Raw genomic sequence first — 12195 nt, 5'->3', positions numbered from 1 at the left:
GTTGCAATTCGTCGACGAATCCGCACGCGCCCGGCGTCTCATCCGCGAGCATCGATCCAATCAGGCCGTTGTCCGAAGAGCGAGATTACTCCGCCGGCGCGCCGGCAACGTTCTGGCGCGTCGCTTCGATCATGCGGCGCCGGGCGCGGAAGACGCCCCATTGCTGGTCGACCAGCACGCCGATCAGGATGACGCCGCCCATTACCGCGAAATTGAGGGATGAGGGGATGCCGAGCAGGTTGACGAGGTTCTGCAGTTCCTGCAGCAGCACAGTTCCGAGCAGGACTCCGACCAGCGAGCCCTCGCCGCCGCGCAGCGAGAAGCCGCCGAGCACCGCCGCGGCGATGGCGTAGAGCTCATAGAACTGGCCGTGGCTCGCCGGCGAGATCGAGCGCGTGTACATGGCGAAATAGATCGCCGACAGCGCCGTCAGCACGCCGCAGATGACATAGGCCGCGATGATGATCCGGCCGGTGCGGATGCCGGAATATTTCGCCGCCTCCTCGTTCTTGCCGATGGCGTAGAGATAGCGGCCGAACACCGAGCGGTGCAGCACCACCCACATGACAATGGCAATGACGATCAGCGCGATGAAGGAGTTCGGCAAGCCGTAGGAGCGGCCCGCGGTCAGGAATTCGAGCGTCGGGAAATTCTGCCCGAAGGCAAAGCCCGCCGTACCATCGGCGGTGTAGAAACGCGCCACGCCGCGATAGATCAAGAGGCCGCACAGCGTCACCACGAAGGGCTGCAATTTCAGCCTTGTGATCAGCCAGCCATGCACGAAGCCGATGACGGCGCCGAGCACGATGATCACCACGAAGGCCAGCGGCCAGTCCAGTTCGCGGACAGCGATGAAGTCGATGAACAGGGTGCCGAGCAGCGCGATCAGCGAGCCGACCGACAATTCGATGCCGCCGGTGATGATGACGAAGGCCTGACCGATCGACAGGATGCCGAACAGCGCGACGAGGTTGGAGGTGTTGGCGAGATTGATCGCTGACAGGAAGCGCGGATTAATGGCCGTCACCACCGCGCCGACCACCAGGATCAGGATCAGCAGGCCGAGATCTTTCTTGCTCATTCAACTCCTCCCGCCGCTTGCAGCAGTTTCGGCTTCTTGCCGACCGCCAGCAAGAGCACGTTCTCCTGGCTGAAATCGTCCTTGTCGAGGATGCCGGAGATCTGCCCCTCATGCATGACCGCGATGCGGTCCGAGACGCCGATCACCTCTTCCATGTCGCTGGAGATCATCAGCACCGCGACGCCGGCATCTGCCAGCGCCCGCATCAGTCCGTAGATTTCGGCCTTGGCGCCGATATCGATGCCACGCGTCGGCTCGTCCAGGATCATAACCTTGGGGTTCATCGCCAGCCATTTGGCGAGGACCACCTTCTGCTGGTTGCCGCCCGAAAGCGTGCCGGTGCGGGTGAGCACCGACGGCGCCTTGATGCCGAGGTTCTTCTTCTGTTTTTCCGCCGTCGCGAGCTCGGCACTGGCCGAAACCAGCGAGCGCGTCGCATGCGCCGGCAGGTTGGGCAGCGAGATGTTCTGGGCGATCGAGAGATCGAGCAATATGCCGGTGAGCTTGCGGTCTTCCGGCACGAGGAAGATGCCGTTCGCTACCGCGTCGGCGGCCGAGCCGACATTGAGCGGCTTGCCGTCGAGCGTGACGCTGCCGCCCAGCCGCTCGTCAATGCCGAACAGCACGCGCGCGAGCTCGGTGCGGCCGGAGCCGACCAGGCCCGCGAGGCCGAGGATCTCCGCGCGCCTCAGCTCGAGGCTGACCGGCCGGTCCGGATAGGTGCTGGTGCGGATCGCGTCGGCCGACAGCGCCACACTGCCCGGCGCGCGCGTGGCTTCGCCCGCCTTCTCGCGCTCCTTCAGCATGCGGCCGATCATCAGCCTGACCATCTCGTCGTGATTGATCCGGTCCTTCGCCAGCGTGCCGGCCAGCGTCCCGTCGCGCAGCACCACGACGCGGTCGGCGACGCGCTCGATCTCGTGCAGCCGATGCGAAATGAAGATGACGCTGATGCCTTGCGCCTTCAGCCCCTTGATGACGTCGAGCAGTTTTTCGGTTTCCGCCATCGGCAGGCTGGAGGTCGGCTCGTCGAGGATCACAAGGCGGGCCCTGATCGACAGCGCCTTGGCGATCTCGACCATCTGCTGCTGGGCGAGCGACAGCGACGCGACCGGCGCGTCGGCCGAGAAATTGGCGCCGACACGCTTCAACAGCGGCGCCACCATTTCGCGCAGCTTGGCGCGGTCGACCAGCCTCAACGGCCCGGCGCGCAGTGGCTCGCGGCCGAAGAAGATGTTGGCGGCGACGTCGAGATTTTCGAAGAGATTCAATTCCTGGTGCACGAAAGCGATGCCGGAGCCGATGCTCTGCTCGACGGTCAGCCCGTCATGCGCGACGCCATCGACGGTGATGGTGCCGCTGTCCGGCCGCGTCACGCCGCCGAGGATCTTCATCAGCGTCGATTTGCCGGCGCCGTTTTCGCCGACAAGGCCGATGACCTCGCCGGGCCGTACCTCCATCGAGAACCGGTCCAGGGCGACAACGCCCGGATAGGTCCTGCGCACGGCCTCGAGGCTCAGGAACGGAGCGGTGTCTGGGTGAGTGGTGTCGGTAGAGGTCATCGCGCCTGACAGCAGCCGGTGGGCCACAGACTGACCGGCCTTGGCGGGTCCGTCAATACGAACGCCGGCTCAAGGAACCCCTTGAGCCGGCGCACCTGTCTTGGGCTTACTTGCCCTGCATCGCCTTGAGGTTGGCGGCGTAGGCATCGACGTCATCCTTGCCGATGATCTTGGTCGGGATGATGATCAAGCCGTTGGCCGGGATGCTCGACTTGTCGCCCTTGAGGTAGGAAGCCATCAGCTTCATGCCCTGATAGGCCCATTCGAAGGGCTGCTGCACCACGGTCGCGGCAACGGTGCCTTCCTTGACGCCGCCCAGCGTGATCGGATCGTCGTCGAAGCCGACGACGGTGATCTGGCCGAGCTTGCCGGCGTCGCGCAGCGCTTCATAGATGCGCGGCGTGTTGTAGGAGTAGAAGCCGACCATGCAGGTGATGTCTGGGCTGGCAACCAGCGCGTCCTCGACATTCTTCTTGGCGCGCGCCTGGTCGATATCGTCGCCGCGCACGTCGACCAGCTCGATCTTGCTGCCGGCGAGCCCGTCCTTCATGCCCTGGATGCGTTCCTTAGCGTTGTCGGCGCCGAGCAGGCCGACGAAGCCGAGGCACTTGCCGCCGTCCGGCATCGCCTTCTTGGCGATCTCGGCCGCCTGCTTGCCGGCATCGACGTTGGACGAGCCGATATAGGCGACGCGCTTGGTCTGCGGCGCGTCGGAGTCGGTGGTGAACAGCGCGGTTTCGGACGCGATCTTGTTCAGCCCGTCGGTCGAGGTCTTGGGATCGACGGCCGAGACCATGATGCCCTTGACGCCAGCCGTCACCAAGTCATCCATCAGCCGCTGCTGGATGGCCACCGAGGACTGTTCGGGATACTTCAGCTCGAGATTATAGTCGGGCAGTTCGCCCTGCGCCTTCTTAACGCCGGCTTCCGCCGCCTTCCAGAAGTCTGACGCGCCGTTGACGACGAAGGCCAGCGTCGGCTTGTCGTCCGCGCGGGTAACCGCCGTGGCCGCAAGTCCGATGAGCACGGCCGCCGCGGCGACAGATGCGTTACGGATCATGGATTTCATAGTTCAACCTCCCTTGTAGAACCTGACTGTAGAACTCGTCGCCGATGTCTCGGCCGCGGTCCGGACAACCCTCCTCCTCAAGGGTCTGGCGCAAAGGTCCGCCGACTTAAGAACGGTGCCGATCGGGCCGCGGTCGAGACACTAGACACTCATGTGGCGTTCGTAAATAGTCCGATTTGTCCGACATTTCGTGGGAACGGATGCAGGCCCAGACCGGCGATAAAAGCCGGGTTTCGAGCGAGCGTCCCTCGCACCTGCCGGGCCGAACGGATGCCCGGACAGCCACGGCGAGTTGACAGTAGAACGCTTGCCGCTATTAGTAAAGACTATTAGTTATGAAGCCGCGAGGCGCGTTTTCGACGCGGAGGAGACGCTGGTCGAAGGACGTGCCGGGATTGAGGAGGCGAGCGCTGCAAAGTCTGCAGCCGCGCGGAAAATGACCGAATTGTCAGCATTGCTGACCTTGTCTGACCGGTTTCGTCGCAAAGCGGCGTAGCCGGCGATTTGTATGTCATGCCTGCTAATACATATTAGTTGGCGCATCTCGGTAAACGCAGCGGCCTCGACCATCTTGCCGTTGCCGCCGCCTTTGATTTAGAGCCGGCTGGGTTGGGGAAACGACCATGAGCGAACCGACGGACCTGCGCGATCCTCCCGGGGCTTCCAGGCGCCGCAAGCCGGCGGCCAAGCCGAAGGGGCGCGTGACCATGACCGACATTGCGCGCGCCGCCGGCTGCTCGCAGGCGACGGTCTCGTTCGTGCTCAACAATTCGCCGGGCATCAGGCTGTCGCAGCAGACACGCGACCGGGTGATCGAGGCGGCGCGGGCGCTGGGCTATTCGCCGCCGGTCTTCTCGGCGCTCAGGCCGCCGGTGACGCCGTTCGAGGGCCTGGACGGCGTCATCGGCTTCGCGGTCGACCAGCTCGCCACCAGCCCCGAGGCGGTGGTCGCCATCGAGGGCGCGCGGCAGGCCTCGTGGAACGCCGGCAACGTGCTCTTGGTTGCGCAGACCATGGGCGACGCGGTGATGGAGCCGCGCGCGATTTCAGCGCTGACGCGGCGGGGCATCTCGGCGCTGATCTATATGACCATCTTCACGCGCGAGATCACGGCGCCGGATTTCCTCTACAGCCTCGACATCCCGGTCGTCCTGCTCAACTGCTACACCGCCGACTATGCCTTCCCGGCCGTGGTTCCCTCCGAGATCGCCGGCGGCCAGAGCGCGACAAGGCACCTGATCGCGCATGGCCATCGCCGCATCGCCACCATCACCGGCGAACCGTGGATGCAAGCCGCGCAGGATCGGCTCAAGGGCTACCGTCGTGCCCTCGCTACCGCCGACATCCCCTTCGATCCCGAACTGGTGGTCGAGGGCGACTGGTCGGCCAGCGCCGGCTACGCCGCGACGGTGAAACTGCTTGGACTCAAGGAGCGGCCCACCGCGATCTTCTGCCAGAACGACCGCACCGCGATCGGCTGCTACGAGGCGCTGAAGGAAGCCGGCCTGCATATCCCGCGGGACATCTCCGTGGTCGGCTATGACGACGAGGAGATCGCCCGTCATCTCTTCCCGCCGCTGACCACTTCGATCCTGCCGCATCTGGCGATGGGCCAATGGGCGATCGAGCAGTTGGAAACCCCGCCGACGCCCGGCCGCGGCCGCTATCCCATCACCAAACTGGAGTGCCCGCTGGTGGAGCGGGAGAGCGTGGCGGGCGTGAAATCACCTACATAACCGCCGATCCGGTCGGCTACCTTGCTGCCGATGTTGCAGATTGCCGGCGACTATGCAGCAGTTGCGCCGTCGTTTAGCTTAAGCTGATGAAAGGGAGGTTCCGATGACGTCCACCTTCACCGTCCATGCAGCATCCGGTTATGAGCAACTCATGGGGCGCTGGAGCCAAAGGCTCGCGCCCAAATTCATCGATTTCGCCGGGCTTGCCCCCGGCGAGACAATCCTGGATGTCGGCTGCGGCACCGGGAGCCTGACCTTCGAGCTGGCGAAATCGGCCGATCTTGCCGAGATCCAGGCCATCGATTTTTCCCCGGTCTTCGTGGCGGCGACGAAGGAGAAAAACACCGATCCGCGCATCACCATCAGCCAGGCCGATGCCACGGCGCTGCCTTTCGCGGACAATGCATTCGACCGCGCGCTGGCGCTGCTGGTGCTGCATTTCGTGCCGGAGGCCGGCAAGGCGGTGGCCGAGATGCGCCGCGTGGTGCGACCAGGCGGCATAGTCGCGGCAGTGGTCTGGGACCATTACGGCGGCATGACCGGGATGCGCATGATGATCGACACTATGGCGGCGCTCAGCGAAAGCGGACGCCAGATGCGCAGCCGCTACTGCTTCCAGCCGATGATGCAGCCGGGCGAGATGAAGCGGACCTTTGTCGAGCAGGGTCTCGTCGAAGTCACCGAGGCCGAGCTGATGATCCGCATGGACTACGCGGATTTCGACGACCTCTGGGCGCCGATCGGCGCCGGAGAAGGCCCGCTCGGCAAATACATCACCACACTGGATACGGCCGAGCGGCAGCGCGTCGAGGCCGCCATGCGCGATGCCTATCAGGCCGGCCGGCCCGACGGCCCGCGATCCTTCGCCAATGTCGCCTGGGCCTGTCGCGGCATCGTGCCCTGAAGCCAAGGCGCGCGTCAGTTGCCGCCGGTGGCCGCGGCATTGATCTCCCAGCCGTCGACCCAGACCTGCCGCAGCCGGTCGCCCTCGCCCTTGAACCACAGGTTCGTTGGCCGGCAGTCCTCGATGCGGTCGCTGCGGAAATTGCGGATCGCCTGGCGCAACTCGCACCAGGCGACGATGTTGGCGGTCTCGGCATAATAGATCAGCGCGACCGGACGGATGATGCGCTCGCTCGCCCGTCCCGCCTCGTCGCGGTAGGAGAGAGCGAGCTTCTCCTCGTCGCGGATGGCGCGGCGGACCTGCGCAAGGTCGACGGCGGAAGCTGAAGGCGCCGCAAAACCCCAGGCATGAAGCGCATTGGCGTCGAGCGTCTGCCGCAAGGGCGACGGCACGGCGCCGGCGATCTTGGCGCCGACGCGTTTTGCCGCCTGCTTCAGCTCGTCGTCACCGGTGCGTTCGAGCAGCGCCAGCGACAGCACGATCGCTTCCATCTCCTCGATGGAAAACATCAGCGGCGGCAGGTCGAAGCCGGGGCGCAATATGTAGCCGATGCCCCGTCCGCCCTCGATCGGCACGCGCATCGCCTGCAGGGCGGCGATGTCGCGATAGACCGAGCGCACCGTCACCTCCAGTTGTCCGGCCATCGCAGCTGCGGTCACCGGTTTTCTGGCCAGACGCAGGATCTGGATGATCTCGAACAGGCGCGAGGCCTTGCGCATTTTTCCACCCGACCGAAACGCAACTGACACATCCCCGTCAGTTGGCGTGACCTATAGGGCCGCCTACGCACTTCAAAAATCAACAGATTCCTTTTTGCCCCGGCGGGCGAAGCGACAGGCAACTGACATGAGCTATGGCGAAAACCTCTGGCTGTTCTTCGTGCTTCTGTTCGGCATCATCGCCGTTCCGGGCATGGATATGCTGTTCGTGCTGGCCAATGCGCTGACCGGCGGCAGCAATCGAGGCCTGTCGGCCACCGCCGGCATCATGCTCGGCGGCGCGGTGCACACGCTGAACGGGGCGATCGGGGTCGGCCTGCTCATGCATTTCGTGCCGGTGCTGTTCACGCCGCTGCTTATCGTCGGCGCCGCCTATATGGCCTATATCGGCATTTCGCTGATGCGCAGCTCGATCACCGTCGGCGATGACGGGCCAGCCGGCAGCCGCTCGGCCTGGAAGGCGTTCCGCCAGGGCCTGGTCACCTGCCTGATCAATCCGAAGGCCTATCTCTTCATCCTTGCCGTCTATCCGCAATTCCTGAAGCCGGCTTACGGTCCGATCTGGATGCAGGCGACGATCATGGGATTGCTGACGGTCGCCACACAGGCGGCGATCTATGGCGGGCTCGCCGTTACAGCGGGCCGCAGCCGGGGGCTGCTGGTCGACAATCCGCGAGCGACCATATTCGCAGGCCGCGCAGCAGGGTTGTTGCTGTTCGGGGTATCGATCTTCACCGCCTGGGAAGGGTTGAGGGCGGCCTGACCGCCGCCCTCTGCATTCGGCTTATGCCGCGCCCTGGCGGCTGGCGAGCAACTCGCGCTTCACGGACCGGCGCCATTCGACGGCGCCGGCAAGGCCGTGAAGCACGGTCTCGGTGGTCGCCCAGTCGATGCAGCCGTCGGTGATGCTCTGGCCGTAGGTAAGCGGCTTGCCGGGCACGACGTCCTGGCGGCCGGCGACGAGATTGCTCTCGATCATGACGCCGATGATGCGCTCGTCGCCGGCTGCGACCTGACCGGCAACGTCATGCGCCACCTTCGGCTGGTTCTCCGGCTTCTTAGCGCTGTTGGCGTGGCTGACATCGATCATCAGCCGCGGAGCGACGCCGATGCGGCCGAGCTCGGCGGCGGCGGCATCGACGCTTGCGGCATCGTAGTTCGGCTGAATGCCGCCGCGCAGGATCACATGGCAATCCTCATTGCCCGTGGTGGCCGCGATCGCACTGCGGCCGCCCTTGGTCACCGCCATGAAATGATGCGGCTGGGCTGCCGACTTCACCGCTTCGCCGGCGATCCTGAGATTGCCGTCGGTGCCATTCTTGAAGCCAACCGGGCAGGACAGGCCCGAGGCCAGCTCGCGATGGATCTGGCTTTCGGTCGTGCGCGCGCCGATGGCGCCCCAGGCGACGAGGTCGGCGATATATTGCGGGATGGTCATGTCGAGGAACTCGGTCGCCGCCGGCAGGCCGAGATTGTTGACGGCCGACAGCACGTTGCGCGCCATGCGCAAGCCCTTCTCGATGTTGAAGCTGCCGTCGAGATCGGGATCGTTGATCAGCCCCTTCCAGCCGACCGTGGTGCGCGGCTTCTCGAAATAGACGCGCATGACGATCTCGAGCCGGTCGGCCAGGGTCTCGCGCAGCGCCGCCAGACGGCTGGCATAGTCAACGGCCGCGACCGGATCGTGGATGGAGCAAGGGCCGACGATGACAAGCAGTCGATCGTCGGCCCCGGTCAGGATCGAATGAATGGTGTTGCGCGAGGCGGCAACGGTGCGCGTCGCGGTGAGCGAGCGCGGTATCTCGCGCATCACCTCGTCCGGCGTGCTCAAGGCTCTGATTTCGGTGACCCGAAGGTCGTCTGTGGTGGTCAACACGGCTTTCTGCTCCTGATTTAGGAGACCTGCCGGCTTGAAACAAAAAAGCCGCCAGGTCTGGCGGCTTGTCGGATTTTGATCTGGAGTTTTTCAGATCGAGCGCAATCCTCCCGCCGCCAGCGAGCTACCGTAGCTAAAGTACCAAAACGAGGCGGTCAGGTGGATCATGCGGCTCATATAGTCGATGCGAGGGCGGTTGTCACGAGTCTTTGTTTTAGCGGGCTAATTGGCGAAACAGTCGGCGACAGCGCCCTCTCCCCGTCACTATACGGGGAGAGGATGCCGGCAGGCAGGTGAGGGGCGGCGCCGACGCTGGAGGGCGAGGCAGACTTCCGCCTTCAACCTGAGCTTGGACCGGTAACTGTCAAAGTCGATGCTGCCCCTCATTGCCCTGCCGGGCATTTCTCCCCGTATAGTGACGGGGAGAAAGGGCTTGCCGCGGCGTCGGCTCTTACTCTCCAATAACGCCGGCAATGTTCTGGTCATAATCCACCAGCGAGCCGGTCATGACGCCAGCCTGCGGGCTCAGCATATAGGTGATCAGCCGGGCGAGCTGCGCCGGCTTGACCAGTTGGCCCATCGGCTGCGCTGCCTCTGCCTTCTCCAGCCAGTCATCCGACGCTCCGTGCCATTTCTTCTGCACGATCGCCTCGCCCTCGGTGTCCATCCATCCCGGCAGCACGGCGTTGCAGCGGATGCGGTTCTTCCGGTAGGCGCTGGCGACATTCTTGGTCAGCGTCATCAGCGCACCTTTGCTGGTCGAATAGGGCGTGAGGAAGGACTGGCCGGCATGCGCCGACATCGACAGCACGTTGACGATCGAGCCGGGCGCCTTGCGCTCCAGCAGATGCGCGACAAGGCCCTGCATCAGGAAGAAGGGGCCGCGGACATTGGTGTCGAAGATCTGGTTGAAGAGTTCTTCGGTGGTCTCCACTAACGACCCCCGCGCGGACGTGGCGGCGGCGTTGACCAGCGCGTTCAAGGTTCCGAAATGCTCAAGCGCCGTCGCGACGGCGCGCTTGCAGTCGGCGACCTTGGCGACATCGGCGCTGATGAAGATGGCGTCGACGCCGTTTTTCTTCAGCACTGCCACCGCCTTGTCGCCCTTTTCCTGCGAGCGGCCGATCAGCGCGAGCGCGCGGCAGCCCTCGTCTGCAAGCGCTTCCGCGACGGCGAAGCCGATGCCCTGCGCGCCGCCGGTGACGATGGCGCGTGTTTCTGAATTGCGACCGGCCAAACCGCTCATCGCTGTGCTCCTGTAATCTACGTTCAAACAGTCAGTCGACGCGGACGGTCTTGCCCGTCTTCGCCGACTCCAAAGCCGCGTCGGCCAGCTTCAGCGCAACCAACCCGTCCTTGCCGCTCGGCGCCGCTTTCTTGCCGGCAGTCGCCGCAGCGATGAAGGAGGAGATCTCGTTGGCATAGGCTTCGATGTAGCGGGTCATGAAGAAGTCGTGCAGCGGCGGGCGGGTGTAGCCCTTGTCGTTGGCGAGCTCGATCGAGACCGGCCGCTGGTTCTCGGCGGCGACCATGCCTTTCGAGCCGTGCACCTCGATGCGCTGGTCATAGCCATAGGTGGCGCGGCGTGAGTTGGAAATGACGGCCTGCCTGCCGGACGCGGTTTCGAGGATGACGCTGACCGAATCGAAATCGCCCGCTTCGCCGATCTTCTTGTCGACCAGCACCGAGGCGTGGGCGCTGACGGCGACCGGCTCCTCGCCGAGCAGGAAGCGCGCCATGTCGAAATCGTGGATGGTCATGTCGCGGAAAATGCCGCCGGAGCGGGCGATGTAATCGAGCGGCGGAGCGCCCGGATCGCGGGACGTGATGGTGACCATCTCGACCGTGCCAATGGCGCCGTCGTCGATCGCCTTGCGCACGGCGGCGAAATGCGGGTCGAAGCGGCGGTTGAAGCCGACCATCAGCGTGGCGCCGGTCTTCTCGACCACCGCCAGGCATTTTTCGACTCGCTCGACGGAGAGGTCGATCGGCTTCTCGCAGAAGATCGCCTTGCCGGCCTTGGCGAAGCGCTCGATCAGGTCGGCATGGGTGTCGGTCGGCGTGCAGATGATGACGGCATCGATGTCCTTGGCCTTTTCGATGGCATCGATGCTGCGCACTTCGGCGCCATAGGCGGAGGCCAGCTCCGTCGCCGCTTTCTCGAAGGCATCGGCCACGGCGACGAGTTTTGCCTGCGGGTTGGAAGCGACGGCGCGGGCATGCACCTTGCCGATGCGGCCGGCGCCGAGGAGAGCGAAGCGGAGTGTCATGGAATGTCCTTCGAGGGTGGGTTTGTAGGCCTATCCGCGCCTTGCGGCGCGGATGATTGGTTCGTCGCGACGCCGTCAGGCGGACTGCAGTTCCGCCTGGCCGGTCTTGGCGCCGGTGATGTAGGCGACGATGTCGTTGCCATCGGTGTCCTGCTTGCGCAAATTGGCGACGATACGCCCGCGGCGGAAGACGACGATGCGGTCGACCAGGTCGAACACCTGGCGCATGTTGTGGCTGACCAGGATCAACGGCTCGCCGTTCTCCTTCAGCGTGCGGATGATGTTTTCGACCTGCGCGGTTTCCTGCACGCCGAGCGCCGCGGTCGGCTCGTCCATGATGATCAGCTTGGAGGCGAAGGTCGCCGTCCTGGCGATCGCCACGCACTGGCGCTGGCCGCCCGACATATGGCGGATGGTGCTGGAGAGGTTCGGGATCTTCACCGCCGTGCGGACAAGCGCTGCCTCGGTCGCCTTGCGCATCGCCTTGCGATCGAGGATGGAGAAGGGGCCGAGGTTGAACAACACCTTCTCGCGGCCGAGGAACAAGTTCGACGGCACGTCGAGATCGTCGGCCAAAGCGAGGTTCTGGAAGACTGTCTCGATGCCTGCCTCGCGCGCCTCGATCGGGCCGGCGAAGTTCACCTCCTTGCCGTCGAACCAGATCTTGCCACTGGTGCGCTGCTCGACGCCGGTGATCTGGCGCACGAAGGTCGACTTGCCGGCGCCGTTGTCGCCCATGATGGCGACATGCTCGCCCTTGCGTAGCTCGAAATTCGCCTCCTGCAGCGCGTGCACGCCGCCATAATGCTTGGTGAGGTTTTCGGTCTTAAGAACGATATCGGACATGGTCAAGCTCCTATCGCGCGGCGGCGCTGGCGCCATTGATCGAGAACGACCGCGCCGACGATGATCACGCCCTTGACCATCTCCTGATAGTAGGCGTCGAGGCGCAGGAAGGTGAAGCCGGAAATGATGACG

General features: G+C 64.6%; 11 protein-coding genes and 1 pseudogene. 3 read left to right on the top strand and 9 right to left on the bottom strand.

Annotated elements, in window-relative coordinates:
* Window positions 1-85: 85 nt before the first annotated feature.
* From EOA28_RS10050 to EOA28_RS10040, 3 genes are all read right to left on the bottom strand, one after another.
* A complete protein-coding gene (locus tag EOA28_RS10050) occupies window positions 86-1081 on the bottom strand; it encodes an ABC transporter permease (protein ID WP_126080072.1) in 996 nt (331 codons plus the stop codon).
* Entirely contained in the window at window positions 1078-2643 is a 1566-nt protein-coding gene (locus EOA28_RS10045; protein ID WP_127249755.1) for a sugar ABC transporter ATP-binding protein, read from the bottom strand. The genes EOA28_RS10050 and EOA28_RS10045 overlap by 4 nt, the downstream gene beginning before the upstream one ends.
* A gap of 106 nt (window positions 2644-2749) precedes the next feature.
* Window positions 2750-3712: a sugar-binding protein gene (locus tag EOA28_RS10040; RefSeq protein ID WP_128314863.1), complete on the bottom strand. Its 963-nt coding sequence runs from the start codon at window positions 3710-3712 to the stop codon at window positions 2750-2752.
* Between the two features lie 623 nt (window positions 3713-4335).
* On the opposite strand from EOA28_RS10040, the gene EOA28_RS10035 reads away from it, so the two are divergent.
* A complete protein-coding gene (locus EOA28_RS10035; RefSeq protein WP_189341992.1) occupies window positions 4336-5448 on the top strand; it encodes a LacI family DNA-binding transcriptional regulator in 1113 nt (370 codons plus the stop codon).
* 103 nt (window positions 5449-5551) lie between these two features.
* Complete coding sequence (locus tag EOA28_RS10030) at window positions 5552-6352, top strand: class I SAM-dependent methyltransferase (RefSeq protein WP_126080075.1); 801 nt, start codon at window positions 5552-5554, stop codon at window positions 6350-6352.
* Window positions 6353-6366: 14 nt separating this feature from the next.
* Here EOA28_RS10030 and EOA28_RS10025 read toward each other — a convergent pair whose 3' ends face one another.
* Window positions 6367-7071, bottom strand: a complete 705-nt coding sequence (locus tag EOA28_RS10025) for a YafY family protein (RefSeq protein ID WP_126080076.1) — start codon at window positions 7069-7071, stop codon at window positions 6367-6369.
* A 127-nt stretch (window positions 7072-7198) separates the two neighbouring features.
* On the opposite strand from EOA28_RS10025, the gene EOA28_RS10020 reads away from it, so the two are divergent.
* On the top strand, window positions 7199-7834 hold the full coding sequence (locus EOA28_RS10020) for a LysE family translocator (RefSeq protein WP_127249753.1): 636 nt from the start codon (window positions 7199-7201) through the stop codon (window positions 7832-7834).
* Window positions 7835-7855: 21 nt separating this feature from the next.
* On the opposite strand, the gene EOA28_RS10015 is transcribed toward EOA28_RS10020, so the two are convergent.
* The 5 genes and pseudogenes from EOA28_RS10015 to EOA28_RS40120 all read right to left on the bottom strand — a co-directional run.
* Complete coding sequence (locus EOA28_RS10015; RefSeq protein ID WP_127249752.1) at window positions 7856-8947, bottom strand: 3-deoxy-7-phosphoheptulonate synthase; 1092 nt, start codon at window positions 8945-8947, stop codon at window positions 7856-7858.
* Window positions 8948-9398: 451 nt separating this feature from the next.
* Window positions 9399-10193 carry an SDR family oxidoreductase gene (locus EOA28_RS10010; RefSeq protein WP_126080079.1) on the bottom strand — a complete coding sequence of 265 codons (795 nt, stop codon included), beginning with the start codon at window positions 10191-10193 and terminating at the stop codon, window positions 9399-9401.
* Between the two features lie 31 nt (window positions 10194-10224).
* Window positions 10225-11217 carry an inositol 2-dehydrogenase gene (iolG, locus tag EOA28_RS10005; protein WP_127249751.1) on the bottom strand — a complete coding sequence of 331 codons (993 nt, stop codon included), beginning with the start codon at window positions 11215-11217 and terminating at the stop codon, window positions 10225-10227.
* A gap of 75 nt (window positions 11218-11292) precedes the next feature.
* Window positions 11293-12063 carry an ATP-binding cassette domain-containing protein gene (locus EOA28_RS10000; RefSeq protein WP_127249750.1) on the bottom strand — a complete coding sequence of 257 codons (771 nt, stop codon included), beginning with the start codon at window positions 12061-12063 and terminating at the stop codon, window positions 11293-11295.
* A 2-nt stretch (window positions 12064-12065) separates the two neighbouring features.
* A pseudogene (locus EOA28_RS40120) lies at window positions 12066-12195 on the bottom strand (ABC transporter permease); the annotation flags it as partial.

Origin of the sequence: Mesorhizobium sp. M2A.F.Ca.ET.067.02.1.1, from assembly GCF_004023285.1 — a bacterium.
Lineage (GTDB): Bacteria > Pseudomonadota > Alphaproteobacteria > Rhizobiales > Rhizobiaceae > Mesorhizobium.
The sequence above is the reverse complement of the archived record's forward strand: the minus strand, read 5'-3'. Positions and strand labels throughout refer to the sequence as shown.